Source organism: Nocardioides bizhenqiangii, assembly GCF_034661235.1.
GTDB lineage: Bacteria > Actinomycetota > Actinomycetes > Propionibacteriales > Nocardioidaceae > Nocardioides > Nocardioides bizhenqiangii.
Window position 1 is genome coordinate 1632247 of record NZ_CP141059.1, and the last position, 25935, is coordinate 1658181.

Sequence of the window (25935 nt, forward strand, 5' to 3'; positions counted from 1 at the left end):
GCTGGTCCTGAGTCAGTCCGTCTCCTGGAACACGACGACGCAGCGCGGGCCGATCAGCAGCTCCTGGCCGGTCTCGACCGGGGTGCCGATCGCCAGGCCGGGATCGGTCGAGAGCACGACCTGTCCGCGTCGCACCCAGTCGTTGTCGGGCAGGAAGACCGCGCAGGGGTCCGGGCCGGCGTGGAACCACATGAGGAACGACGCGTCGATCAGCTGCTCGCCCCGCGGTCCCGGCTCGCGCAGCGGCTTGCCGGACACGAACATGCCGATCGTGCGCAGACCGGCGTCGTGCCAGTCGGCGTCCGTGATCTCGCGGCCGGTCGGGTGCAGCCAGGCGACGTCCTTCGGGCCGCCCACGATCGTCGGGCGACCCTCGAACCAGTGCCGCTGCCGCAGTGTCTGGTGGTCGCGCCGGAGCCGGAGGGCGGTCTTGGTGAGGTCGTAGACGTCGAGCCAGGCGTCGTCGGGTCGCCAGTCGATCCACGAGATCTCGCTGTCCTGGCAGTAGGCGTTGTTGTTGCCGCGCTGCGTGCGGCCCCGCTCGTCGCCGGCCGTCAGCATCGGGACGCCGTTGGAGAGGCAGAGGGTCGCCATCAGGTTCGCAGCCTGCCGCCGGCGCAGCGCGACGATGGCCGGGTCGTCGGTCTCCCCCTCGACCCCGTGGTTCCACGACCGGTTGCCGTCGGTGCCGTCGCGGTTTCCCTCGCCGTTGGCTTCGTTGTGCTTGTGGTCGTAGGAGACCAGGTCCCGCACGGTGAACCCGTCGTGCGCGGTCACGAAGTTGACCGAGTTGTACGCCGACCGCCCGTCGTCGGCGTAGAGGTCGGAGGAGCCGGCGAGCCGGGTGGCCACCCCGTGCATGCCGTTGGTGTGGTTGCGCCAGAAGTCACGGATCGTGTCGCGGTACTGGTCGTTCCACTCGACCCACGGCGGCGGCATCTGTCCGACGAGGTAGCCGCCCATCGAGACGTCCCACGGCTCGGCGATCAGCTTCACGTGGCGGAGCACCGGGTCCTGGCCCATCGCGGTGAGCAGCTTGCATGCCATGTCGATGTCCGGCCCGGTCCGGGTGAGAGCGGACATCAGGTCGAACCGGAACCCGTCGACGTGCATCTCGGTCACCCAGTAGCGCAGGGAGTCGAGGATCAGGCGGAGCGCGAGAGGGTCCTCGGTGTTGACAGTGTTCCCGCAGCCGGTGACGTCCCAGTAGGTGTCGTCGAAGTCCTCGACCGTCCCGTCGTCGTCGGCTCCGGCGCCCGCCCCGGGCGGCACCCGCCGGTAGAAACCACGGTCGTCGAGCCCGCGGAAGGACAGCGACGCACCCTGCGCGGAGGCTTCCGCGGTGTGGTTGTAGACGACGTCGAGGATCACTTCGAGTCCCGCCCGGTGCAGCGACTTGACCATCTGCTTGAACTCGCTGACCTGCTGACCGCGGTCGCCGGAGGAGCTGTAGTCGGCGTGGGGGGCGAAGAACCCGATGCTGTTGTAGCCCCAGTAGTTGGTGAGGCCGCGTTCGAGCAGGGCCGGCTCGGAGAAGAACTGGTGGACGGGGAGCAGCTCGACCGCGGTGACGCCGAGGTCCTTGAGGTAGTCGGTCACGACCGGGTGCCCCAGCCCGGCGTAGGTCCCGCGGAGCTCCTCCGGGATCCGGTCGTGGAGCTTCGTGAAGCCCTTGACGTGCAGCTCGTAGATCACGGTGTCCCGCCACCGCTGCGCGATCGGGGCGTCGCCCTCCCAGTCGAACCCGGGGTCGACGACCACGCTGCGGGCGGTGGCGGGCGCGGAGTCGAGTGCGCTCGGCTGCGAGGGGTCGTCGACGTCGTACGGCAGGATCTCGGGCCCGGCCGTGATCGTCCCGGACACCGCGAGGCCGTAGGGGTCGAGCAGCAGCTGCTGCGGGTTGAAGCGCCACCCGTTCGCGGGGTCCCACGGACCGTTGACGCGGTAGCCGTAGCGGGTCCCGGGCGCGACCTCCGGTAGCGCACCGTGCCAGATGCCGAGCGAGTGCTCGGTGAGGGGGAACCGGCGCTCGCCGCCGGAGTCGTCGTCGTCGTCGAAGACGCAGAGCCACACCTCGGTGGCGTCCGGTGCGTAGACCGCGAAGTTGGTGGCTTCGGGCGTCCAGGTCGCACCGAGTGGCCAGTTGCGTCCCGGCCAGGTCGGAGCATGGTCACCGAGGCTGCGCCAGAGGCCGGGAGTCATGGGCTCAATCCTGCCGGGTAGTGGGTGACCGTGGTCCAACTGGTGTGATCGCGTGACCCGGACCCCGGAAGAGTGCACAATGCGCTGACGTAACCTCTCCCGTCCCACTGATCACAGAGGAGCTCCCCTGATGGCGACCGAGTTCGTGCGACTTGAGGTGGCCGACGGCGTCGGGACGATCCGCCTGGACCGGCCCAAGATGAACGCCATCAGCTTCCAGGTCCAGGACGAGCTCCTGGCCGCCGCGGAGGAGGCGACCGAGCGCTCCGACGTCCGGGCGGTCGTGGTCTGGGGCGGTGAGAAGGTCTTCGCCGCCGGCAACGACGTCAAGGAGATGGCCGAGAAGTCGTACGTCGACATGGTCGACCGCGGCGACCGGGTGCAGGGAGCGGTCACCGCGATCGCCCGGATCCCGAAGCCGGTCGTGGCTGCGGTCAACGGCTATGCCCTGGGTGGCGGCTGCGAGCTGGCCATGGCCGCCGACATCAGGTTCGCGGCCGAGGACGCCGTCCTCGGGCAGCCTGAGGTGCTGCTCGGGATCATTCCCGGCGCCGGCGGGACCCAGCGGCTCGCCCGCCTCGTGGGTCCGGCCAAGGCCAAGGAGCTCATGTTCACCGGCCGGTTCGTGAAGGCGGAGGAGGCGTTGTCGATCGGTCTCGTCGATCGGGTCTTCCCCGCGGAGCAGGTCTACGGCGCCGCCGTCGCCTGGGCCTCGAAGTTCAGCAACGCCGCCCCCTATGCGCTCCGCGCGATCAAGGAGTGCGTGGACCGGGGCATCGAGACCGACCTCGAGACCGGTCTGGGGATCGAGCGTCAGCAGTTCGCCTCGGTGTTTGCGACCGAGGATCGGGCGGCCGGCATGCGATCCTTCATCGAGAACGGCCCCGGCAAGGCCAGATTCGAGGGACGATGAGCAAGATGGCGGACAAGTCGGACAAGCCGACGCACGACGACTCGGTCAACCACACGGCGCTGACCATCGCGCGCGTGCGCGGCATCGTCGCGCGTACGGTCTGGGTCATCTGCCTCTCGCTCGCTCTGATCCTGGCTGCGGCCGCGTTCAGCTTCGCGCTCGACGCGAACGACGAGAACGAGCTGGTGCAGCTGATCCGCGACCTGGCCAACGCCTTCGACCTCACCTTCTTCGACCTGGACAAGCCGGTGAAGGAGTTCGCCGAACCCAACAGCGACGTCAAGAATGCGCTGTTCAACTACGGGATCTGTGCTGTGGTCTATCTCATCCTCGGGCGGTTCCTCGAGCGGCTCATCCGCCCGTAAGACGCACCCGGGAGCCAGTGTGAGCCCGGATACCGTGTGAGGTAGTCCACGTACACCGAGTTACCTGCCCTGTAGAACCGGGCGGTAACCTGCGGGCGCTGTCCATTACGGACCCAATGCCGACCCTCGAGGGTCGCACGAGTGCAGGAAGGGGCCGGTCCGGCCACAACCATGAACATTGTCGTCTGTGTGAAACACGTCCCCGACGCCACCGCGGATCCGCGGTTCGAGTCGGACAACACCGTTGACCGGGTGGGTGTCGACGGTCTCCTGTCGGAGCTCGACGAGTACGCCGTCGAGCAGGCTCTCCAGCTCAAGGAGGGCACCGACGAGGAGGTGACGGTCACCGCGCTGACTGTTGGCCCTGAGAAGGCGGCCGACGCGGTGCGCAAGGCGCTGCAGATGGGCGCCGACCAGGGAGTCCACGTCCAGGACGAGGCGATCGCCGGTTCTGACGCGATCGCGACCTCCCTGGTGCTGGCCAAGGCCATCGAGAAGATTGGGTCCGTCGACGTCGTGCTCTGCGGCATGGCCTCGACCGACGGAGCGATGAGCGTCGTCCCGGCGATGCTCGCCGAGCGGCTCGGCCTGCCCCAGGTCACCCTCGGCTCGCGCATCGAGCGCAAGGAGAGCCAGCTCGCCGTCCAGCGCGACGGCGACACGGCGACCGAGGTCGTCATCGGCACCATGCCGCTGGTCGCCTCGGTGACCGACCAGTCGGGTGAGGCGCGCTACCCCTCGTTCAAGGGCATCATGGCGGCGAAGAAGAAGCCGCTCGAGACCTACAGCCTCGGCGACCTCGGCGTCGACAGCGGCGAGGTCGGGCTCTCGGTCGCCTGGTCGGCGGTCGAGGAGACCACCGAGCGCCCGCCGCGGACCGCCGGCGAGATCGTCAAGGACGAGGACGGATCGGGCGCCACGGCGCTGGTCGAGTTCCTCGCCTCGAAGAAGTTCATCTGAGGAGCGATACGACATGTCTGAAGTTCTGGTTCTCGTCGACCACGTCGACGGTGCGGTCCGCAAGCCGACCTACGAGCTCCTCGCCATCGCCAAGCGTCTCGGCGAGCCGTCCGCGGTCTTCATCGGCGCGGCCGACAAGGCCGAGAGCGCCGCGGCCGACCTCGCCAAGTACGGCGCCGAGAAGATCTACACGGTCGACGACGCCGAGGTGAAGGGCTACCTGGTGGCCCCCAAGGCCGAGGTGCTGCAGCAGGTCGCCGAGGCGGCCTCGCCCGCCGCGATCCTGATCGTATCCTCCGGTGAGGGCAAGGAGATCGCGGGCCGGCTCGCGATCAAGCTGGGCTCCGGCCTGATCACCGACGCGGTCGACGTCGACGGCGAGGGCAACACCACCCAGTCCGTCTTCGCGGGCAGCTACACCGTCAAGGCGAAGGTCACCATGGGCACGCCGATCATCACCGTCAAGCCGAACTCCGCCTCTGCGGAGGAATCGGCCGGCGCCGGCACCGTCGAGCAGTTCTCGGCGACCATCTCCGACGCGGCGAAGGCCGCCCGGATCGTCGCCTCCAACCCGCGTCAGGCCAGCGGTCGTCCCGAGCTCTCCGAGGCCGCGATCGTGGTCTCCGGCGGCCGTGGCACCGGCGGCGACTTCGCTCCGGTCGAAGGCCTCGCGGACGCCCTGGGCGCGGCCGTCGGCGCCTCGCGCGCCGCGGTCGACTCGGGCTGGCAGCCGCACGCCCTGCAGATCGGCCAGACCGGAAAGGTCGTGTCACCGCAGCTCTACGTCGCCGCGGGCATCTCCGGTGCGATCCAGCACCGCGCCGGCATGCAGACGTCGAAGACCATCGTGGCCATCAACAAGGACGAAGAGGCCCCGATCTTCGAGCTGGTCGACTTCGGTGTCGTGGGCGACCTGCACTCCGTCCTGCCCGCCGCCGCCGAGGCCGTCGAGAAGCGCAAGTAGGTAAGTCTGGACAAACACGAAGCCCCCGGCACCTGGATGGTGCCGGGGGCTCCGTCGTACAGCGGTGCCGTCAGCCCCGGAACTGGTCGTAGATGCCGCCGCTCTCGTCGACCAGGCCGACCTGGGGGACCTTCACGCGCCGAACACCGTGCCGGTCCGTGTAGAGGCGCACCTTGCGGAGCGACTCGTTGTTGGTGGTGTCGGACTCGATCAGGGTGCTGTCGGGGTTGGCGAGCACCCGGACGTAGTAGACGCCGTCGGGCAGGTTCTTGATCGGGAACGACTGACCGGCGCGGTACTGGGTGTAGGTGTCGCCCCAGCCCGCCGACAGCACCTCACGGATCGAACGGAGCTCGTAGCCACCGCAGACACTGCCGAGGTCCTCCTCATAGGCGTCCCACGCAGCACCGTCACCGGTCAGGTCGACGGCGTCGGTGTTGGCCAGGCAGAACGACTCCTTGCCCGAGCGCACGGCCCGGGTCTGGTCGGCGTTGAGCAGCTCGTAGGTCGCGAAGTCGTTGAAGTGCCAGTGGTTGTGGCTCGGTGCCGGGTGCCAGACCATCGTCCCGACCTCCTGGTAGGCCACCTGGTTGCCGCCCTCGTCGAGGAAGTACTGGTAGGCGTCCATGACGTCCTCACCGTCGCGGCGGAAGCCGTCGACGACCAAGGGGGAGTTGCCAGCGTTCCAGACGTTCGCCGCGAACTGCAGCTGAGAGCCGTTCCGGCTGACCTGGATGCCGAAGGCGGGCAGCGACCGCAGGTCCGGGGTCGGCGTACCCGGCGGCAGGTCGGCGATCGAGTCGACCCCGCCGGAGGGATCGGGCTCGTGCCGGTTGGGGGAGAGCCGTGGGGTGGACCTACCTTCACGGCAACCCCGACAGTCGTCCTCGGTCTTCACGGTGAGCACAGTGCTGGCGACGCGCTCCGCGGGCGACATGCCGAGTGCTTCGGCGTACCCCTTGGTGACCCGGACGGTCAGGTCGTACTGGCCGGGCTTGAGGCGCAGTCGGGACTCGTAGCCGAAGATGGTGCCTGCCCACCCGGCCGGGATGCCCGAGACGGCGCCGAGCGCGAAGGAGCTGTAGTAGCAGGTCCGCGGGAAGGGGTTCTTGAACTCAGCGTCGGGGTGGATCCGCTCGGAGGTCTCGCCGACGCAGCTGCTGCGGAAGCGCCTGATCGGGGCGGCATCGGGGTTGTTGCGGTCGACGATCCGGATCTTCACGAAGCGCTTGAGCTGGCCGACCTGCTCCTGCTCCGGCAGGGTCACGTCGCCGGACGGGAGCTTGGCGACCGCGGTCGGCAGCGTCAGGTAGTCGGGTGCGCGCTGCGACCAGATCTCGAGCGGAGCGTCCTCGACCTCGAGCCGGAACCCCAGGTCCGAGTAGATGCCGCCGCGGTAGGCGTAGGCCGTCACCTTGTCCGGGGCGACGAGCTCGATCGCGGGGTCGGTGGGCTCGGCGCCGGACGCCGGGGTGGTGGCGGTGGCAGCGAGGAGCGGCGCACCGAGGGCAGCGGCCGCGAGGGCGGCGATGCCCCATCGCTTCCGGCGGGGGGACAGGTGGTGGATCACGAACTCCTCCTCGAGAGGCATGGGGATGCCAGTTGCGGGCAGGCGCACGACCGCGCCTGACTGGTAGACGCCCGAGACGCTCGGACGGTTGCGTCGTACCGCGGTTAACCTTTCACAGGTGAGCACCACCGAGGACGTGATTGGCGTAGCCCGTCGTGCGCGGGTCGCCGGTCGCGAGCTGGCGCTGGCCAACCGGGCCACGAAGGACGCCGCCTTGCAGGCGATGGCCGCCGCCCTGCTGGAGCGTGAGGCAGAGGTGCTCGGCGCCAACGCGGACGACGTCCAGCGGGCGGAGCACGGCGGCGTCCCGACCAACATCATCGACCGGTTGCGGCTCACCCCCGACCGGATCGCCGGGATGGCGCAAGGGCTGCGCGACGTCGCCGGTCTGCCCGACCCGGTCGGCGAGGTCGTGCGCGGCGGTGTGCTCGCCAACGGGCTCGAGCTGCGGCAGGTGCGGGTGCCGTTCGGCGTGGTCGGGATGATCTACGAGGCCCGCCCCAACGTGACGGCCGACGCTGCCGGCATCTGCCTGAAGTCCGGCAACGCGGTGCTGCTGCGCGGCAGCTCGAGTGCGCGGTCCAGCAACGTCGCGATCGTCGACGTGCTTCGCGACGCGGTCAGCGCCGGTCTCCCCGCCGACGTCGTCCAGCTGGTGCCGGGCGACACCCATGAGAGCGTCAAGGCGCTGATGCGCGCCCGCGGCCACGTCGACGTGCTCATCCCGCGCGGCGGCGCCGGCCTGATCCGTTCGGTCGTCGAGGAGTCGACGGTCCCCGTGATCGAGACCGGCGTCGGCAACTGCCACGTCTACGTCGACGCGGCCGCCGATCTCGACCGCGCACTGGCGATCGTGCTCAACTCCAAGACCCACCGCACCAGCGTCTGCAACGCGGCCGAGTCGCTCCTGGTGCACGAGACCGTCGCGGAGGCTTTCCTGCCCCGCGTGGTCGCGGCGCTGCAGGAGGCCGGGGTGACGGTCCACGGCGATGAGTCGTTCACCGCGTACGACGGCGTCCTGCCCGCGACGGACGACGACTGGGCCACCGAGTACCTCTCGCTCGACATCGCGGCCCGCGTCGTACCAGACCTCGACACGGCCCTCGACCACATCCGGCGGTGGTCGAGCCAGCACTCCGACGCCATCGTCACCGAGGACCAGGCCGCGGCCCGGCGCTTCGTCGCCGAGGTCGACTCGGCCGCGGTCCTGGTGAACGCCTCGACCCGGTTCACCGACGGCAGTGAGTTCGGCTTCGGTGCCGAGATCGGGATCAGCACGCAGAAGCTGCACGCGCGCGGCCCGATGGGGCTGCCGGAGATGACGTCGACGAAGTACGTCGTCGTCGGCGACGGCCACGTGCGATAGGCGGGCCGGCGACCGCCCTGCGTGACTACCGTGGTCCCATGTCCGACGAGGACCGGCTGCGCCAGGCCCAGGCGGCGATGGATCGCCGGGACTTCGTCACGGCGTACGAGGCTCTCGTCGAGCTGCAGCGATCGGGACTGCTGGACGGCGAAGGTCTCTACGCGCTCAGTGACGCGGCGTGGTGGCTCGGGCTGATCCGCGAGACCATCGAGATCTGCGAGGAGTGCCACGAACGGTTCCTCGCGGAGGGACAGGTCGACCGTGCGGCGATGGTGGCTCTCGAGACCGGGATGCAGTGGGCGATGCGCGGAGAGCCCGATGTCGGGTCGGGGTGGCTCAGCCGCGCCCGGCGGCTGCTGGACGGTCGGCCGTCCAGCGTCGGCCACGGCTACCTGTTGTGGATCGATGCGGAGGGCCGGTTCGCGGCGGGTGACGTGGACGGTGCGCTGGCCGGCGCCGTCGAGCTGCAGCGGCTGGCCGTCGAGCTCGACCAGCCCGTGCTGGGGTGCTTCGGCCTGGCGCTCCACGGGATGGTCGCGATCCGCGCGGGCGAGACGAGCCGGGGGTTCGAGCTCCTGGACGAGGCGTTGCTGCCGGTGCTCGCCGGACGCGTCGGCCCGGCGGAATCCGGCAACCTCTACTGCCAGATGATCTCGATCTGCACCGATCTGGGGGACCTCTCTCGAGCCCGCCGGTGGACGGAGGCCACGGAGCGCTGGTGCGACCAGTTCTCCAGCGCCGTCATGTTCACCGGGATCTGCCGCGTCCACCGGGCGCAGCTGCTGCGAGTCCAGGGCGACTGGGACGAAGCAGAGCGGGCGGCCGCGGCGGCGTGCGCCGAGCTGGCGGACCTCAACGTCGAAGCCGTGGCCGAGGCTCACTACGAGATCGGCGAGAGCCGCCGCCACAGGGGAGACCTCGCTGGTGCCGCTGCGGCGTACGAGCAGGCGGCCGCACTCGGAAGGCTGCCGGAGCCGGGTCGATCGCTGCTGCTCCTGGCCGAGGGCCGGAGGGACCAGGCCGACGCCTCCGTCCGCAGCGCCCTCGCCGAGCAGGCCGACCCGTTCCGCCGTGCGCGGCTGCTGGCCGCGCAGGTGGAGATCGCGTGCCGACGAGCGGACGTCGCGACCGCCGACGCCGCGACGGCCGAGCTGGAGGCGATCGCGGACACCTACGGGTCGCCGGGATTCACGGCCTGGGCGAAGACGGCTCGAGCGGAGGTGCTGCTGGGAAGCGGCGCACCCGCCGACGCGGTCGCACCGCTGCGCGAGGCGCTGGCGGCCTATCGGAGGATGGGCGCCAGGCCCGAGGAGGCGACCACCCGAACCCTGCTGGAGCGGGCAGTCGCGGGAGCGGCCGCCCCGCCTGCCGCGCCGGGAGGCCTGACCGCACGCGAGTGGGAGATCCTGTGCGCGGTGGCCGAGGGACTGTCGAACCGGGAGGTCGCAGCCCGGCTGGTGATCAGCGAGAAGACGGTCGCCCGGCACCTGGCCAACGTCTACGCCAAGCTCGGTGTCCCCTCGCGCACCGCGGCCGCCGCCTGGGCCCACCAGGAGGGTCTGCACTGAACTGTGCAGCCGCCCTCCGGATTTGCACCGTTCGCCCGAAGCGGTGGGTGCTGCGTCCCTCCTAGCGTCGTGGCCGGACCATCCACACGACCCGAGGAGATCGTCATGACCACGACCCAGGACCAGAACCCAATCGAGAGTGCGGTCGCGGAGGAGTTCGCCGAGCGGATGCTGGGCGTCCTCAACGACTCAGCGCTGGGCCTCCTGCTGAGCATCGGCCACCAGGTCGGCCTGTTCGACACGATGGCGACGCTGCCGCCCTCGACCAGCGCTGAGATCGCCACGGCGGCGGGGCTGGACGAGCGCTACGTGCGCGAGTGGCTCAACGGCGTCACCACCGGTCGCGTCGTCGAGCACGAGCCGACCACTGCGTCGTACTGGCTGCCGGCCGAGCACGCCGCGAGCCTGACCACGGCCGCCGGTCCCGGCAACCTCGCCCGGATGATGCAGCTGGTGCCGTTGCTGGCGGAGGTGGAGGCGCAGATCGTGGGCTGCTTCACGACCGGAGGGGGAGTCGGGTACGAAGCCTTCCCGCGATTCCACGCGCTGATGGCCGAGGACAGCACGGCGACGCACGACGCCGGGCTGGTGGACCACGTCGTCCCGCTGGTCCCGGGTCTGAGGGAACGGCTGTCCGCCGGCGCAACCCTGGCCGACGTCGGCTGTGGCTCCGGCCATGCGGTCAACCTGCTGGCGCGTGCCTTCCCCACCAGCCGATTCGTCGGCTACGACTTCGCCGAGGAGGCGATCGAGGCGGCACGGAAGGAGGCGGCGGGCTGGGGGCTCACCAACGCCGAGTTCGTCGTCCGGGACGTCGCCGAGCTCGACGCGCGGGAGGAGTACGACGTCGTGACGGCCTTCGACGCCATCCACGACCAGGCGCACCCGGGCCGGGTGCTCGCCAACGTCGCCACGGCCCTGAAGCCCGACGGGATCTTCCTCATGGTCGACATCCGGGCGTCCAGCCACGTCCACGAGAACCTCGACGACCCGGCCGGGACCTTCCTCTACACGGTCTCGCTCATGCACTGCATGACCGTCTCGCTGGCACAAGGGGGCGAGGGACTCGGGACCGCGTGGGGGAGGCAGACAGCGGTGCGGATGCTGGAGGAAGCAGGCTTCGACAGCGTCGACGTCATGGACGTGGAGACCGACCCGTTCAACAGCTATTACGTGGCCACGCGATAGGTTCGCCGCATGGCAGGGGCGCCCGACCGGATCTACGCGGACGCTTCCACGGAACGTCTCCTGACCGGTGCGACGGTCATCACGTTCATCCGCACCATCGCCACCCTCGCACTCAGCATGTGGGGCGCCTACGAAGAGAGCCTGGCCCTGCTCGTCACCGGCCTCGTCGTCTACTGGGTCGGTGACACGCTCGACGGGGAGTGGGCGCGCCGGTTCGACTGCGAGACGCGGATCGGCGGCGTCGTCGACATGGTCAGCGACCGGCTCAGCTGTGGTGCTTTCTACGTGGGGCTCGCCTGGCTACAGCCGGCGCCGTTCTTCTTCAGCGACGAGCCGATGGAGCTGATCGCGATCCCGGTCGCGGTCTACCTCTTCGAGTTCATGGTCATCGACATGTACCTGTCGCTGGCGTTCCTCGCCTGGCCGATCCGAAGCCCCAACTACTTCTACGTCGTGGATCGCCGGATCTACCTGTGGAACTGGTCCCGCGTGGGCAAGGCGGCCAACTCCGGCCTGTTCGCGGTCCTGCTGCTGGCCACCGGCTGGTGGTGGCTCGGCCTGATCATCGCGATCGCCCTGCTCGTGCTGAAGCTCGTGTCCCTGCGGTGGCTCCTCGAGCTCGGCCTGCCGGTCCCGGAGAGGCTCCCGGCCGCATGATCCTGTGGCTGACGACGTTCGCAGTCAGCGTCGCGTCGGCTCTGCTGCCGTTCCTGCCGATGGAGGCCTACATCCTCGGCGCCGGTGCCGCGTCCGCCGGTGTCCCGACGGCGATCTCGCTCGGTGTCGCGGCCGGCCTGGGAGCGACCGTCGGCAAGATCGTCTGGTACGAGGCCGCCCGCCGCGGTGTCGACTCGAAGTGGGCACAGAAGAAGCTCTCCAGTCCCAAGGTCAAGGCCGGCTACGAGAAGTGGGTCGCGCGGATGCAGGGGCGACCCTGGTACTCCGCCGCCCTCATGTTCATCGCCGCCTCGGTCGGCATCCCGCCGCTCCTCGTGATGGCCGCCGTCGGTGGCCTGCTGAAGATGCCGATGTGGGTGTTCATCCCGACCGTCTTCCTCGGCCGCACCGTCCGGTTCACGGCACTCTTCCTGGGCGTCGACTTCGCCATCCACTAGATCTGCGCGAGCGCGTCGCTCCTTCGTCGCGCCGCGCTGCCGCGCTCGCAGTCGACGCGGTCAACAGGCAAGGCTGCTTGGCGTCTCACCGGTCGGCATCGCGAAAGCGCGGCCGTCACTCGCTCCGGTCGCTCGTACCTCGCTCTCTCCGCTCGCTTGCCCGCGTTTTCGCGAGTGGCCGACGCCGAGGGTCGCAGGGGGTCCGATAACATCCGCGTATGCAGATCAGCCAGACCGCTCTCGCCGTACTCCAGGCCGCGGAGGAGCATGGCGAGCCCGCCGTGAACCCATGGTTCATCGGTGGCGGCACGCTGCTCTTCCTGCTCCTGCTGCTTGCCGCGCTGGTGGCCTTCGGCGGCGGCCGGGACCACAGCTGAGTCCCACGGCCATCCGATGACGGACCCCGCTCGGCGTCCCCGGGTCGGGGTGATGGGCGGCACCTTCGACCCCATCCACCACGGTCACCTGGTCGCGGCCTCCGAGGTGCAGGGGTGGTTCGAGCTCGACGAGGTCGTGTTCGTCCCTACCGGTCAGCCGTGGCAGAAGTCCGACCGGGAGGTCTCGCCGCCCGAGCACCGCTACCTGATGACGGTGATCGCAACCGCGGCCAACCCCCGCTTCACGGTGAGCCGGGTCGACATCGACCGGGGCGGTCCGACGTACACGATCGACACGCTGCGCGACCTCCGCGCTGCGCGACCGGACGCCGACCTGTTCTTCATCACCGGCGCCGATGCGCTCACCGACATTTTCAGCTGGCGCGACGCCGACGAGGTCTTCGAGCTCGCCCACTTCGTCGGCTGCACCCGGCCGGGATCGGAGATGGATCCCGCGACGCTTTCGGCGATCCCGGCCGAGCGTGTCACGATGTTGGAGGTGCCGGCGCTCGCGATCTCCTCGACGGACTGCCGTCAGCGGCAGGCGGAGGGGCAGCCGATCTGGTACCTCGTCCCTGACGGGGTCGTGCAGTACATCACCAAGCACGGCCTCTACCCCGCAGAACCGGAGTGAAATTGACCGCGACCGAGCACGCCGTCGAGCTGGTGCACGCGGCGGCCCGCGCCGCCGCCGACAAGCTCGCCACCGACCTCCTCGCCTTCGACGTGAGCGAACAGCTCGCGATCACCGACGCCTTCCTACTCGCCAGCGGCGACAACGACCGGCAGGTCAAGGCGATCGTCGACGAGATCGAGGACAAGCTGCGCGAGATCGGCTCCAAGCCGGTCCGCCGCGAGGGCGAACGCGACGGGCGCTGGGTGCTCATCGACTACGGCGAGATCGTGGTGCACGTGCAGCACAGCGAGGAGCGGGAGTTCTACGCCCTCGAGCGGCTGTGGCGTGACTGCCCGATCATCGAGCTGCCTGCCGAGGTCCACGGGCCCGCTGCCGCCGATGGGTAGCGCCGAGCGGAGGCTGGTGCTGCTGCGGCACGGCCGCACCGGGTGGAACGCCAGCCGGCGGATCCAGGGCCAGCTGGACCCCGCTCTCGACGAGACCGGGCACGCGCAGGCGGCCGCGGTCGCTCCGGAGATCGCCGCGCTGGCGCCGGTGGCGCTGATCTCGTCGGACCTGCAGCGGGCACGCCAGACGACGGACTACGTCGCGCAGGCGACCGGCCTGACGCCGTCGTACGACGAGCGGCTGCGGGAGTACTCCCTGGGGGAGCGGCAGGGCCTGACCCACGAGGAGTACGCCGCCCTCGACCCGGCCGAGTACGCCCGGTTCCGTGCCGGCGACTGGGACGACGTCCCCGGCGCCGAGACCCAGGCTGAGGTGGCCGCGCGGTTCACCGCGGTCCTCAAGGAGACCGCTGCTGCGCTCGACGTCGGCGAGACCGGGCTGATCGTGGCGCACGGCGCCGCGATCCGCACCGCGACGGTGGCCTGGCTCGGATGGCCGGTCGAGCGGGCGACCGACTTCCGGGGGCTGGCGAATTGCGGCTGGGTCGAGCTCGTGGAGCGGCCCACCGGTCGCTGGGCGCTCGCGGCGTACAACCGCACTGGCGCCTCTCCGGTGGTCGAGTAGCCCGAGCCGCTAGGCGAGGGCGTATCGAGACCCCGGCACCCTCGAGACCTCGATTTCACTTGTCCTCAGGCGGTTCGGTAAGGTTCTCCGCGTTGCTCAGGCAACGATCACGGGGCTGTGGCGCAGCTGGTAGCGCATCTGCATGGCATGCAGAGGGTCAGGGGTTCGAGTCCCCTCAGCTCCACCCAGATCGACGGCCGGCCGGTGCTCAGCGGTCGCCCTTGGACTCCTCGCGGAGTCGCGGCTCGGCCCAGCTCTCCGGGTTGACGCCCCTCTTGTCGGCGTAGAACGCGCGCACGAGGTCCATGTCCGCCACCACGTCGCCGGACGGGGTGAACGATGGGCCCATCCCGAGCGAGCGGGTCGTGCCGTCGATGAATCCCAGGACGATGGGCAGCCCGGTCTGACCGGCGATCCGGTAGAACCCGGGCTTCCAGTACTCGCTCTTGCCCCGTGTCGCCTCCGGTGCGATCACGAGGAGGAAGGACTCGTGACCCTCGGCCTCGTGGAGCAGGGCCCGGATCGTCGCTCCCGGGTTTTCCCGGTCGAGAGGGATCCCACCAGTCTTGTGCAGGATCCAGCCGATGGGTCCCATGAAGTAGGTGTGCTTGATCAGCACCTGCGGGCGGGCGCTGCTGCTCCAAGCGATGAGCAGCATGGCCACCCAGTCCCACCGGGACGTGTGCGGCGCACCCACCAGGATGCCCTTCTGCGGCACGGTGCCGACGAGGCGCCACCTGCTGGCGCGCAGCAAGCCGCGGGCGAGCGCCCGTCGGACCCTCATCTTGTGTGCCATGGGCGAACCGTAGTGGCACCCAGGGGTGCTTGAATCGCGGGTATGACGATCCCCGACTACCGCTGGGGACGTGAGGGCTCGCTGCTGTCCCGCGTCGGCACCAGCGTCGCCTCGACCAGACCCGGCTCCTGGACGATCCGCAAGCTGATGCCCCTCGACCGGAGGCTGTTGCTGCGGACCCGTGGTCGGCGCACGCTGCTCGGGCCGATCGGCGCCCCGACCCTGGTCCTCGAGACCATCGGCCGGAAGTCGGGCGAGCCCCGGCTCAGTCCGCTGCTCTTCGCGCGCGACGGCGACTCGGTCATCGTCGTCGGTTCGAACTTCGGCCAGGAGCACCACCCGGCCTGGACGGGCAACCTGCTGGCGCACCCGCGGGCGCAGGTCATCGCCGGCGGGGCCGAGATCCCCGTCGTCGCCGAGCTGCTCACGGGCGCCGAGGCCGAAGCGGGCTGGCAGAAGATGGTGGACCTCACGTCGGTCTACGCGACCTACAAGACGCGCACCGACCGCGAGATCCGGGTGTTCCGGCTGACTCCGACGAGCTGAACGCGAGTCATCCTCTGGCAGCCACTCCGATTGACCCCAGCAGCTCGAGGACGCGACGCTCGATCTCGTCGCGAACCGGCCGGACGTCTTCGACGCTCAGGCCGGCCGGGTCGTCGAGCGGCCAGTCCTCGTAGCGCTTGCCGGGGAAGTAGGGGCACGCGTCGCCGCATCCCATGGTGACAACGACGTCGGCAGCGCGGACGATCTCCTCCGTCCACGGCTTGGGAAACTCCTCGGTGATGTCGATCCCACGTTCGGCCATCGCAGCGACCGCCGAGGGGTTGATCTTCGTGCCTGGCTCGGAGCCGCCCGACCAAGCGACGGCGTTGTCGCCGGCATGGTGGTTGAAGAACCCGAGCGCCATCTGCGACCGCCCGGCGTTGTGGACACACAGGAACAGGACGATCGGCTTGCCGTCGTCATGTCCCTCGACCCTGGCCATTGCGTGCAGGCGCTGCTTGGCGAAGCGCTCCGCGAGCAGTGGGAGGAAGCTGGTGACGGTCGCGCGGTCGGCGAACTCGTCGTAAGACGTCAGCAGGAACAGCTCGATGGTTTCCTTGTTGAATGTCCCTTCGAAGTGCCGTGTCAGCCGCTCGGCAGCGCCCTTGAGCGCGACCTGCTGGTCGAGGCTGATGTCGTGTTGCTCGGTCCTCATCGGTAAGCCTTTCGTGGGTTGAGTCAAGCGGTGCGCAGACGCGGCTCGAGGGCCGTGACTCGTGTTGCGAGGTGGTCGTACGCCGCGTCGAATGCGGCGTCGGTGCCGGGGGCCACCGGATCGGGCACCGACCAATGAAATCCGGTGGGACCGGCGAGTTCCTCGTGGGCGCGGTCGCAGACCGTGATGACGAGGTCGCCGTCGGCGAGGACCTGGTTGACGGCCCGTGGTCGGCGGCGGGGGATCGGGAGCTGGTGACGGTGGGCGGCCGCGAGTGCGCCCGGGTGGATCGCTGGGGCGGGGTGGGTGCCTGCGCTGGCTGCCGGGATCGCGCTGGCTTGTCGCCACATCGCCGCGGCGATGTGCGAGCGCGCGCTGTTGGCCGTACAGACGAATACCACGCGGCGGGGAACGGCGAGCGACTCCGGGCCGTGGACGTCGAGGGCCGCAGGGACGAGCCGGATGTAGCTTCGGCGGCCGTCGCCTTCCGAGCGCTGCCGGGCGATGAGGCCGGCCTCCTCGAGCACCCGCAGGTGGTGGGCCAGCAGGTTCGAGGGAATCCCGATGCTCGCGCCGAGCTCGGAGGCCGTCGCGTCCGTGAGCGACAGCAGGTCGGTGATCCGGAGCCGGGTCGTGTCCGCGAGGGCGGCGTGGACCTTTGCCCGGCCCTCGAGTGTGGGGTATGCCTCAATGACCATTGAGTCAATACTCACTGAGCGATCGGGATCCGTCAAGTGGTGCGTCCGAGGAGGTCTCAGCCGGGCGCGCCGTACGTCCTCTCCACCGACTCGGCGCGGCTCCAGGTCGCGGCCATCATCGCGGCCTGGGTGCGGTGCGCGACGCCGAGCCGCGCGAGCAGTCCCGTCACGTGGTTCTTGACGGTCTTCTCGGCAAGCAGGAGCCGCTCGGCGATCTCCCGGTTGGTCAGCCCCTCGGCGATGAGGAAGAGGATCTTGCGCTGCTGCGGCGTGAGCTCGCCGATCACCTGGATCGACCGCTTGTGGAGCGTCACGTGCTCGACCACGCTGGCGGGCACCGACCAGTCGACCACCGAGTGACCACTGGCGACCAACCGGATCCCGTTGACGAGCGAGCTCGCGGGGATCTGCTCGAGCATGTAGCCCGCGGCGCCGGCCAGCATCGCGGTCGCGACAGCGTCGTCGTCGCGCCGGCCGGCGAGGATCAGGCCCCGGATCCTCGGGTCCTCCACACGCATCGCGCGGCAGAGGCCCAGCCCGCTGCCGTCAGGCAGCCGGGCATCGAGGACGGCGACATCCGGACGGAGCTGGAGGATCTCGGGGAGGGCAACGAGGGCGAAACCGGACTGGCCGACGACCTCCATGTCGCTCTCGGCCTCGAGCAGGCTGGACAGCCCGCTGCGGACGATGTCGTATTGCGCAGCGAGGTACACGCGGATCCGTTCCGTGCCAGCCACGCCACAAACTCTGGCGGACCGGCGGCACCGCAGGGGCCGAACACCCACATACCGACGTCGTCACGACGTGTTCTGGTCGTCCGACCGGACACCGCCGGTCCTAACTGACTAGGTGTGCTCGCGGATCGGAGGACCGAACCGCGGGCAGGCCGACGCGCTACGGTTCGGTGGACGAAGCCCCGCTCGCCCGAGAGGACACCGCCGTGCCGTTCCAGAGTCCCTTCGCCGATGTCGAGATCCCGGACGTCAGCGTCTACGACTACCTCTTCGCGGGACTCACCGACGACGACCTCGGCCGCGTCGCGGTCTTCGACTCGGCGACCGGCACCGATACGACGTACGGCGACCTGCGCGCCCGGATCGACGCGTTCGCCGGCGCGCTGGCGGCCCGCGGGATCTCGCCCGGGGACGTGGTCGCACTGCACTGTCCCAACACCGCGGCGTTCATCATCGCGTTCCACGGCATCCTTCGCGCCGGCGCGACCGCGACCACCGTCAACTCCCTCTACACACCGTCCGAGATCGCCAACCAGCTCCGCGACTCCGGTGCCGTCCGGTACGTCACGGTCTCCGTCCTCCTGCCGGCCGCGCTGGCCGGGTGCGCCGACGCCGGTCTCGGCCCCGACCAGGTGATCGTGCTCGACGGCGCCGAGGGACACGAGTCGATGATGGACCTGCTCTCGGAGGGCGCCGCGGCGCCGGAGGTGTCCATCGACCCGGCGACACACCTCGCCGTTCTCCCGTACTCGTCGGGCACGACCGGCAAGGCCAAGGGTGTCATGCTCACCCACCGCAACCTGGTGGCCAACGTCGAGCAGACGACGTCGGCGATCCAGGAGCGGCCGGACGACGTCGTCCTCGCGGTGCTCCCGTTCTTCCACATCTACGGGATGAACGTGATCATGAGCCTGACCCTGAAGGTGCGGGCCAAGCTGGTCACGATGCCGCGCTTCGACCTCGACGCCTTCCTCCGCCTGATCCACGAGCAGCGGATCAGCTTCCTCTACATCGCGCCGCCGATGGCGGTCGCGCTCGCCAAGCACCCCGCGGTGGACAACATCGACACGTCCAGCGTGCGCGCGGTGCTGAGCGGTGCGGCACCGCTCGACGAATCGCTCGGCGAGGCGGTCAAGAAGCGGCTCGGTTGCGGGATGCAGCAGGGCTACGGCATGACCGAGCTCAGCCCCGTCTCCCACGCGCTGCCGCTCGACCGCGAGGACATCTCGATCGGCTCGGTGGGCCTGGCGGTCGCCAATGTCGGGTTCAAGGTCATGGACCCCGGCACCGGGGACGAGATCGAGGCGGTCCCCGGCGGCCGCACGGCTCCCGGTGAGCTGTGGGTGAAGGGGCCCGGCGTGATGGTCGGCTACCTCGGCAACGACGATGCCACGCGCGAGACCATCGACGACGACGGCTACCTGCACACCGGCGACATCGTCGAGGTCGGGCCGCACGGCGAGGTCTACGTCGTCGACCGGCTCAAGGAGCTGATCAAGTACAAGGGCTACCAGGTGCCGCCGGCCGAGCTCGAGGCCGTGCTGCTGACCCACCCCGCCATCGCCGACGCGGCCGTCGTGCCTCACCCCGACGAGGAGGCCGGCGAGGTCCCGCACGCCTTCGTGGTGGTCCAGGAGGGTCAGTCGCTGACCGCCGACGAGGTGATCGAGTACGTCGGCGGGAAGGTCGCGCCGCACAAGAAGGTGCGGCTGGTCGACTTCATCCCCGTCATCCCGAAGTCGGCGTCCGGCAAGATCCTGCGCAAGGACCTCAAGGGCAAGACCGCGGCCGATCTCGCGTAGCCGTTCAACCACGCTTCACCCTCCCGACACCGTCGGAGCGGCGCCGGTTCAGCGGTGGTCGGTTGGCTCCAGCCCATGACTGTCACCCGCCCCGAGGGCCGCCCGATCCTGTCCCTGACCCCGGTCGCCCGCGAGGGAGTCCGGCACGGATCGCGGTCCTACCTGACCTGCCTGTTTAAGTGCGGCAACGCCTGCGACCACGCCGAGCCGAACCAGACCGAGACCGGCCACGTGCGGGACGAGATCGCCAAGGCGATCGCCCGTCGGTCGGTCCTGCGGGGGACCGCCGTCGGTGCCGGCGCCCTGGTCCTCAGCGGCGTCGCCGGCGGGAGCACGCTCGCTGCTGCCGCGACCGCGCCGCTGGCCGCTGCCGGTCCGGGTGGCCCGCTGGCCAGGCTGAACTTCCAGCCGGTGGCGCCGAACCGGCGGGACGCGGTCGTGCTGCCGAACGGTTTCGACCACAACGTGATCATCCGGTGGGGCGACCCCGTCGTCGCCGGCGCGCCGGCGTTCTCGCCGTACGACCTCACCCTGGACGTGGTGAAGAAGACGTTCGGCTACAACAACGACTACGTCAGCGTCGTACCGCTCGACGACCAGCGCGCACTGATGACGGTCAACCACGAGTACGACGACCCGGAGCTGATGTACCCGGCGGGCCGGTACACGCAGGAGGAGATCGCCTGGTTCGGGATCTACTCGCACGGCCTGTCGGTCGTGACCATCAAGCGCGGTCAGGTTGCCGGCTCGTGGTTCCGTGAGAAGAACCTCGCCGCCGCGCCGAAGAACCGGCGGATCAACGCCGACACCAAGTTCCATGTCACCGGACCGGCTGCCGGGCACGCCCTGCTGCAGACGACCAAGGACCCGTCGGGCACCCGGATCAAGGGCACGCTCAACAACTGTGCCGGCGGCACCACCCCGTGGGGGACCGTGCTGTCGGGCGAGGAGAACTTCAACCAGTACTTCAACACCGAGGGGACGGTGCCGGCCGGCCCGACCCTCGCGAGCGGCACCCCACTCGCCACGGCGTACAGCCGTTACGGCATCGCCAAGTCCGGCAGCGACCCACGCAAGTGGTACACCGTCGACGACCGGTTCGACCTCGAGGCCGAGCCCAACGAGCCGCACCGGTTCGGGTGGATCGTCGAGGTCGACCCGACGAACCCGAACGAGTCCCCGAAGAAGCACTCGATGCTCGGCCGGTTCAAGCACGAGGGCGCCTGCGTCACCATCGCCCCGAACGGCAAGGCCGTCGCCTACTCCGGCGACGACGAGCGTGGCGACTACATGTACAAGTTCGTCTCCGCCGACCTGTTCGACGGCAGAGGGACCAACGCAGCGCGCAAGCACAACAAGACCCTGCTCACGAAGGGCACGCTCTACGTCGCGAAGCTGACCGGCAACGACAGTGGCGCCATCACCGCGCCGTACGACGGCACGGGCGAATGGATCCCGCTCACCAGCGACACCCAGTCCTTCGTCCCCGGCATGACGGTCGAGGAGGTGCTCGTCTTCACGCGTCATGCTGCAGACCTGGTCGCGCCGACGAAGATGGACCGGCCCGAGGACATCGAGGTCAACCCGGTCAACAAGAAGGTCTACGTGGCGCTGACCAACAACTCCAACCGCGGCACGTCGTACCCCGCCGACGAGGCCAACCCGGTCACGCTCTCGGGCACGCGCACCAGCCCCGCAGCGCCGCTGGTCAACCAGAGCGGCAACCGCAACGGATACGTCCTCGAGATGACTCCGGACGCCGACGACCACGCGAAGGACACCTTCACCTGGGACCTGCTGCTCGTGTGCGGTGACCCCGAGTCGCCGGAGACCTACTTCGCGGGCTACGACAAGTCCAAGGTCAGCCGGATCAGCTGCCCCGACAACGTGACCTTCGACAGCCTCGGCAACCTGTGGATCGCCACCGACGGCGCTCCGACGCCGATGGGTCAGAACGACGGCCTGTTCCGGGTGCCGGTCGCCGGGCCGGAACGCGGGCACGTGAAGGCGTTCCTCTCCGTGCCCAAGGGAGCGGAGTGCTGCGGGCCGCTGATCTACGACGACGACCAGTCGCTGTTCTTCGCGCCGCAGCACCCGGGCGAGATCAGCGGAGCGACGTTCGACGCGCCGGCCAGCACCTGGCCGCACACGAACGACTACCCGCGACCCTCGGTCTGCGTGGCGTACCGGCAGCGCTGATCACCGGCGGGTCGGGGCGGCGCAGTCGATGCAGGTCCGCGCCAGCGGCCTGGCCTCCAGACGGCCGTCCCCGATCGGCGCACCGCAGCTCTCGCAGCTGCCGTAGGTGCCGGCGGCCAGTCGCTCCACGGCGGCGTCCGCCTCGACCAGCTGGTGCCGTGCCTGTCGGACGAGGGCTCCGACCTGCGAGCGCTCGAACGCGATCGTCGCACCCTCGGGGTCGTGCTCGTCGTCGGCGTTGGTGTCGCGCGAGGCGGCCACCATCGCGTCGAAGTCCTCGGTGAGGGACGCGAGACGACGGAGGGTGGCCTCGCGCTCGGCGTCCAGCCGATCACGTGCCGCGTCGTCGTCCATGCAGCCATGGTGAACGGTCCGACCGACACCGGCCGAGGGAATGCCGTCCTATCACCCGGGTACCGCGCCCGCATGACGAAGTTCGGATACACGTTGATGACCGAGCAGAGCGGGCCGCGGGAGCTGGTGAGGTACGCCGTGGCGGCGGAGGGGGCCGGGTTCGACTTCGAGGTGTGCAGCGATCACTACTCGCCCTGGCTCATCGAGCAGGGTCATGCGCCGTACGCCTGGACGGTGCTGGGCGCGGTGGCGCACGCGACCTCGCGGGTCGGGCTGATGACCTACGTGACCTGCCCGACCATGCGCTACCACCCCGCGGTCGTGGCGCAGAAGGCGGCGACACTCCAGATCCTGGCCGAGGGGCGGTTCACCCTCGGACTCGGCAGCGGCGAGAACCTCAACGAGCACGTCGTCGGCGAGGGTTGGCCGGGGATCCAGGACCGGCACGACATGCTGGTCGAGGCCGTCGAGGTCATCCGCGAGCTGCACACGGGCGAACTCGTCGACTACCGCGGCCAGTACTACCAGGTCGACTCGGCCCGGGTCTGGGACGTCCCGGAGGAGGGCGTCGAGATCGGCATCGCGGTCGCCGGTGATCGGGCGATCGAGATGTTCGCCCCGCTCGGCGACCACCTCATCGGCGTCGAGCCGTCGTCGTCGCTGGTCGAGGGTTGGAACGACGTCGACGGGTGCGAAGCAGGTGGGGAGCGAGGCACGGGCGATCGGACAGGTCCCGATCTGCTGGGACCCCGACCGCGACACCGCGGTCAAGAAGGCGCACGAGCAGTTCCGCTGGTTCGGTGGCGGCTGGCCCGTGAACGCCGATCTGCCGACGCCGGCCGGGTTCTCCGGCGCCACCCAGTTCGTCCGGCCCGAGGACGTCGCCGGCGCGATCCCCTGCGGACCCGACCTCGACGCCGTCGTCGAGGCCGCGAGCGCCTACTGGAAGGCTGGCTTCACCGACGTCGCGATCGTGCAGATCGGCGACGACGGGCAGGACCGGTTCCTCGCCGAGGCGGCCGGACCGCTCCTGGAGAAGCTGCGCGCCGCGGCACCCGGCGATGCCGGATGACGGCCGCGGTCCTGCTCGACATCGACGGCTTCGGCCAGGCGGAGCTCGAGGATGCTGGTGCGCTGCGCGTCGAGGAGCTGCCCACCGACCTGCTCGAGCTCGACTGGTCGCAGGAGGTCCACCGCTAGGACGTGCCCTAGCCCGGTCCGGACAGGCGCGAGACCCGTCGGGTGGAGTATTCTGACCTCGTGCGGAAGAACCTGCTTCTTAGATAGCCGCGTCGACGACCAGACGGGTCGACGCGGCCGCCCCTCCCTGCGCGAGGGGCTTTTCTGTGTCTGGGTCATTGCAGGGCAGGTCACCCACCCACGAGCACCGAGAGAGAACCATGAGCGAGCAGAACCCGAACCGGCCGGCCGCGACCGAAGCGTCGTCGTACGACGTCCACGCCGTCGAGGCGAAGTGGCTGCCGGTCTGGGAGAAGATCGACCCGTTCCGCGCCGACGACGAGGCTGTCGTGTCCGGCACGCGGGAGAAGCGCTACGCGCTGACGATGTTTCCCTACCCGAGCGGTGACCTGCACATGGGTCACGCCGAGGTGTTCGCGCTCCACGACGTGATCTCCCGCTACTGGCGGTTCCGTGGCTACGAGGTCATGAACCCGATGGGCTGGGACTCCTTCGGGCTGCCGGCCGAGAACGCCGCGATCCGCAACAACGAGTACCCCGCCACCTACACCTACGCCAACATCGAGACGCAGGCCGCCTCGATGAAGCGCTACGGCCTGAGCTTCGACTGGTCGCGGCGGCTGCACACGTCCGACCCGGAGTACTACCGGTGGACGCAGTGGCTGTTCCTGAAGCTGCGCGAGCAGGGGCTGGCCTACCGGAAGAACAGCCCGGTCAACTGGTGCCCGCAGGACCAGACCGTGCTGGCCAACGAGCAGGTGCTGGCCGACGGCACCTGCGAGCGGTGCGGTGCCGAGGTCACGAAGAAGGAGCTGACGCAGTGGTACTTCAAGACCACGCACTACGCGCAGGAGCTCTACGACCGCCTGGATGACCTGCAGGAGACCTGGATCGGCAAGGTCGTCAACTCCCAGCGCAATTGGATCGGCCGGTCCGAGGGCGCGCACGTGGTGTTCGAGGTCGAGAGCCACGGCCCGGTGACCGTGTTCACGACCCGCCCGGACACGCTGTTCGGGGCGACGTTCTTCGTGGTCGCCGCCGACGCGAAGCTGGCCGACGAGATCTGCGCACCCGAGCAGCGGGAGGCCTTCGACGCGTACCTGCAGGAGGTCCGGAAGGCCACCGACATCGACCGGATGTCGACCGAGCGGCCGAAGACCGGCGTCTTCCTGGGCAGGTACGCCGTCAACCCGGTCAACGGCGAGCGGATCCCGGTGTGGGCTGCGGACTACGTGCTGGCCGACTACGGGACCGGCGCCATCATGGCGGTGCCGGCGCAGGACCAGCGCGACTACGACTTCGCGAAGGCGTTCGACCTGCCGATCGTGCGGACGGTGCAGCCCCCGGCCGACTTCGACGGTGAGGCGTACACCGGCGCCGGTCCGGCGATCAACTCCGCCAACGCCGAGATCTCCCTCAACGGCATGCACGTGGAGGAGGCCAAGTCGACGATCATCGCCTGGCTGGAGGCCAAGGGACGGGGCAACGGCACCGTCAACTTCCGGCTGCGCGACTGGCTGCTGTCGCGCCAGCGCTACTGGGGTGCGCCGATCCCGGTCATCCACTGCCCGTCGTGCGGTGAGGTGGCGGTGCCCTACGACCAGCTGCCCGTGAAGCTGCCCGAGCTGCGTGGTGCTGACCTGAAGCCGAAGGGCACGTCCCCGCTGGGTGCGGCGACCGAGTGGGTCAACGTCCCGTGTCCGTCCTGCGGCGGCCCGGCGACGCGCGACACCGACACCATGGACACGTTCGTCGACTCGTCGTGGTACTTCTTCCGCTACCTGTCCCCGAACGACGACAGCCAGGCGTTCGACCCGGCGCTGGCCCGGGCCTGGGGACCTGTCGACTTCTACCTGGGCGGAGACGAGCATGCCGTGCTGCACCTGCTGTACTCCCGCTTCTTCACGAAGGCGCTGCGCGACATGGGCCTGATCTCGTGGGACGAGCCGTTCTCGTCGTACCTGTCCCAGGGCAAGGTGATCAACAACGGTCGCAAGATGAGCAAGTCGCTGGGCAACGGCGTCAGCCTGGGAGACCAGCTCGACGACTTCGGGGTGGACGCGGTGCGACTGACCCTGGTGTTCGCCAGCCCGCCCGAGGACAACATCGACTGGGCCGACGTGAGCCCGGCCGGCTCCCTGCGGTTCCTGCAACGCGCGTGGCGGCTGTCGGGCGACGTCACCTCGGAGCCGGGCGCCGACGCGACCGCCGGTGACGTCGCGCTGCGCAAGGTCACCCACCGGACCGTCGCCGACGCCGCCCACCTGGTCGAGTCGCACCGGTTCAACGTGATGGTCGCCAAGGTGATGGAGCTGGTCAACGCGACCCGCAAGGCCATCGACGCGGGCTGCGGTCCGGCCGACCCGGCGGTGCGGGAAGCGGCCGAGGCCGTCGCGATCGTGCTGTCGCTGGTCGCGCCGTACACCTCAGAGGAGATGTGGGAACGGCTGGGTCACGCCCCGTCTGTCGCGCAGACCGGCTGGCCGACCGTCGACGAGTCGCTGCTGGTCGAGGACTCGGTGACCGCGGTGGTCCAGATCCAGGGCAAGGTGAGGGCTCGGCTGCAGGTCGCTCCGGACGTCTCCGACGCCGACCTGGAGGCGGCCGCGCTGGCCGACCCGGACGTCGTGCGCGCGATCGACGGACGCGACGTGCGGCGGGTGGTCGTCCGTGCCCCCAAGCTGGTCAACATCGTCGTCTGATCGTGCCGTGCCC

General features: G+C 69.7%; 25 protein-coding genes and 1 tRNA gene. 19 read left to right on the plus strand and 7 right to left on the minus strand.

Features of this window, described 5'->3' with window-relative positions; genetic code table 11:
• Positions 1-12 precede the first annotated feature (12 nt).
• Positions 13-2202, minus strand: a complete 2190-nt coding sequence (gene glgX, locus SHK19_RS07955; RefSeq protein WP_322458039.1) for a glycogen debranching protein GlgX — start codon at positions 2200-2202, stop codon at positions 13-15.
• Between the two features lie 130 nt (positions 2203-2332).
• Between glgX and SHK19_RS07960 the strand changes: the two genes are divergently transcribed.
• From SHK19_RS07960 to SHK19_RS07975, 4 genes are all read left to right on the plus strand, one after another.
• Positions 2333-3115: an enoyl-CoA hydratase/isomerase family protein gene (locus tag SHK19_RS07960; protein WP_322458040.1), complete on the plus strand. Its 783-nt coding sequence runs from the start codon at positions 2333-2335 to the stop codon at positions 3113-3115.
• 5 nt (positions 3116-3120) lie between these two features.
• On the plus strand, positions 3121-3480 hold the full coding sequence (locus SHK19_RS07965; RefSeq protein WP_322458041.1) for a hypothetical protein: 360 nt from the start codon (positions 3121-3123) through the stop codon (positions 3478-3480).
• A 189-nt stretch (positions 3481-3669) separates the two neighbouring features.
• Positions 3670-4440 carry an electron transfer flavoprotein subunit beta/FixA family protein gene (locus tag SHK19_RS07970; protein ID WP_322458042.1) on the plus strand — a complete coding sequence of 257 codons (771 nt, stop codon included), beginning with the start codon at positions 3670-3672 and terminating at the stop codon, positions 4438-4440.
• A 13-nt stretch (positions 4441-4453) separates the two neighbouring features.
• Complete coding sequence (locus SHK19_RS07975) at positions 4454-5404, plus strand: electron transfer flavoprotein subunit alpha/FixB family protein (RefSeq protein WP_322938324.1); 951 nt, start codon at positions 4454-4456, stop codon at positions 5402-5404.
• Between the two features lie 70 nt (positions 5405-5474).
• Here SHK19_RS07975 and SHK19_RS07980 read toward each other — a convergent pair whose 3' ends face one another.
• On the minus strand, positions 5475-6995 hold the full coding sequence (locus SHK19_RS07980) for a lysyl oxidase family protein (protein ID WP_322458044.1): 1521 nt from the start codon (positions 6993-6995) through the stop codon (positions 5475-5477).
• Positions 6996-7092: 97 nt separating this feature from the next.
• Between SHK19_RS07980 and SHK19_RS07985 the strand changes: the two genes are divergently transcribed.
• From SHK19_RS07985 to SHK19_RS08030, 10 genes are all read left to right on the plus strand, one after another.
• Complete coding sequence (locus tag SHK19_RS07985) at positions 7093-8340, plus strand: glutamate-5-semialdehyde dehydrogenase (RefSeq protein ID WP_322938325.1); 1248 nt, start codon at positions 7093-7095, stop codon at positions 8338-8340.
• Positions 8341-8378: 38 nt separating this feature from the next.
• The gene (locus tag SHK19_RS07990) at positions 8379-9908 is read left to right on the plus strand and encodes a response regulator transcription factor (RefSeq protein ID WP_322458046.1); all 1530 of its coding nucleotides are present in this window, start codon (positions 8379-8381) and stop codon (positions 9906-9908) included.
• Positions 9909-10013: 105 nt separating this feature from the next.
• Positions 10014-11096, plus strand: coding sequence for a class I SAM-dependent methyltransferase (locus SHK19_RS07995; RefSeq protein ID WP_322938326.1), 1083 nt, complete (start codon positions 10014-10016; stop codon positions 11094-11096).
• Positions 11097-11105: 9 nt separating this feature from the next.
• A complete protein-coding gene (locus tag SHK19_RS08000; RefSeq protein ID WP_322458048.1) occupies positions 11106-11753 on the plus strand; it encodes a CDP-alcohol phosphatidyltransferase family protein in 648 nt (215 codons plus the stop codon).
• Positions 11750-12211, plus strand: coding sequence for a hypothetical protein (locus tag SHK19_RS08005; RefSeq protein ID WP_322458049.1), 462 nt, complete (start codon positions 11750-11752; stop codon positions 12209-12211). Before SHK19_RS08000 ends, SHK19_RS08005 begins: the two co-directional genes overlap by 4 nt.
• Positions 12212-12429: 218 nt before the next feature.
• Positions 12430-12588, plus strand: a complete 159-nt coding sequence (locus SHK19_RS08010) for a hypothetical protein (RefSeq protein ID WP_322458050.1) — start codon at positions 12430-12432, stop codon at positions 12586-12588.
• 16 nt (positions 12589-12604) lie between these two features.
• Positions 12605-13222: a nicotinate-nucleotide adenylyltransferase gene (gene nadD / locus SHK19_RS08015; protein WP_322458051.1), complete on the plus strand. Its 618-nt coding sequence runs from the start codon at positions 12605-12607 to the stop codon at positions 13220-13222.
• 2 nt (positions 13223-13224) lie between these two features.
• Positions 13225-13611, plus strand: coding sequence for a ribosome silencing factor (rsfS, locus tag SHK19_RS08020; RefSeq protein ID WP_322458052.1), 387 nt, complete (start codon positions 13225-13227; stop codon positions 13609-13611).
• Positions 13604-14236: a histidine phosphatase family protein gene (locus SHK19_RS08025; RefSeq protein ID WP_322938327.1), complete on the plus strand. Its 633-nt coding sequence runs from the start codon at positions 13604-13606 to the stop codon at positions 14234-14236. Before rsfS ends, SHK19_RS08025 begins: the two co-directional genes overlap by 8 nt.
• Positions 14237-14347: 111 nt before the next feature.
• Positions 14348-14420: transfer RNA gene (locus SHK19_RS08030), tRNA-Ala, on the plus strand.
• A gap of 24 nt (positions 14421-14444) precedes the next feature.
• Here the strand turns inward: SHK19_RS08030 and SHK19_RS08035 are convergent.
• Positions 14445-15032, minus strand: a complete 588-nt coding sequence (locus SHK19_RS08035; RefSeq protein ID WP_322458054.1) for a 1-acyl-sn-glycerol-3-phosphate acyltransferase — start codon at positions 15030-15032, stop codon at positions 14445-14447.
• Positions 15033-15074: 42 nt separating this feature from the next.
• On the opposite strand from SHK19_RS08035, the gene SHK19_RS08040 reads away from it, so the two are divergent.
• Positions 15075-15578 (plus strand): nitroreductase family deazaflavin-dependent oxidoreductase, encoded by a 504-nt coding sequence (locus SHK19_RS08040; RefSeq protein WP_322938328.1) that lies wholly within the window; start codon positions 15075-15077, stop codon positions 15576-15578.
• A 7-nt stretch (positions 15579-15585) separates the two neighbouring features.
• Here the strand turns inward: SHK19_RS08040 and SHK19_RS08045 are convergent, their stop codons facing one another.
• Genes SHK19_RS08045 through SHK19_RS08055 form a run of 3 tightly spaced genes read right to left on the minus strand, consistent with a single transcriptional unit; the run spans position 15586 to position 17668 of the window.
• Positions 15586-16233, minus strand: a complete 648-nt coding sequence (locus SHK19_RS08045) for an arsenate reductase ArsC (protein WP_322938329.1) — start codon at positions 16231-16233, stop codon at positions 15586-15588.
• A 23-nt stretch (positions 16234-16256) separates the two neighbouring features.
• Positions 16257-16931 (minus strand): arsenate reductase/protein-tyrosine-phosphatase family protein, encoded by a 675-nt coding sequence (locus SHK19_RS08050; RefSeq protein ID WP_322458057.1) that lies wholly within the window; start codon positions 16929-16931, stop codon positions 16257-16259.
• 56 nt (positions 16932-16987) lie between these two features.
• Positions 16988-17668, minus strand: a complete 681-nt coding sequence (locus SHK19_RS08055) for a response regulator transcription factor (protein ID WP_322458058.1) — start codon at positions 17666-17668, stop codon at positions 16988-16990.
• Positions 17669-17835: 167 nt separating this feature from the next.
• On the opposite strand from SHK19_RS08055, the gene SHK19_RS08060 reads away from it, so the two are divergent.
• Both SHK19_RS08060 and SHK19_RS08065 read left to right on the plus strand, forming a co-directional pair.
• The gene (locus tag SHK19_RS08060; RefSeq protein WP_322938330.1) at positions 17836-19467 is read left to right on the plus strand and encodes an AMP-binding protein; all 1632 of its coding nucleotides are present in this window, start codon (positions 17836-17838) and stop codon (positions 19465-19467) included.
• A 75-nt stretch (positions 19468-19542) separates the two neighbouring features.
• The gene (locus SHK19_RS08065; protein WP_322938331.1) at positions 19543-21666 is read left to right on the plus strand and encodes a PhoX family protein; all 2124 of its coding nucleotides are present in this window, start codon (positions 19543-19545) and stop codon (positions 21664-21666) included.
• Here the strand turns inward: SHK19_RS08065 and SHK19_RS08070 are convergent, their stop codons facing one another.
• Positions 21667-22020: a TraR/DksA family transcriptional regulator gene (locus SHK19_RS08070; RefSeq protein WP_322938332.1), complete on the minus strand. Its 354-nt coding sequence runs from the start codon at positions 22018-22020 to the stop codon at positions 21667-21669. It abuts the gene before it with no gap.
• Positions 22021-22092: 72 nt separating this feature from the next.
• On the opposite strand from SHK19_RS08070, the gene SHK19_RS08075 reads away from it, so the two are divergent.
• Both SHK19_RS08075 and leuS read left to right on the plus strand, forming a co-directional pair.
• The gene (locus tag SHK19_RS08075; protein WP_322938333.1) at positions 22093-23220 is read left to right on the plus strand and encodes a TIGR03557 family F420-dependent LLM class oxidoreductase; all 1128 of its coding nucleotides are present in this window, start codon (positions 22093-22095) and stop codon (positions 23218-23220) included.
• A gap of 200 nt (positions 23221-23420) precedes the next feature.
• Positions 23421-25922 (plus strand): leucine--tRNA ligase, encoded by a 2502-nt coding sequence (gene leuS / locus SHK19_RS08080; RefSeq protein WP_322938334.1) that lies wholly within the window; start codon positions 23421-23423, stop codon positions 25920-25922.
• The last annotated feature ends 13 nt before the right edge of the window (positions 25923-25935 follow it).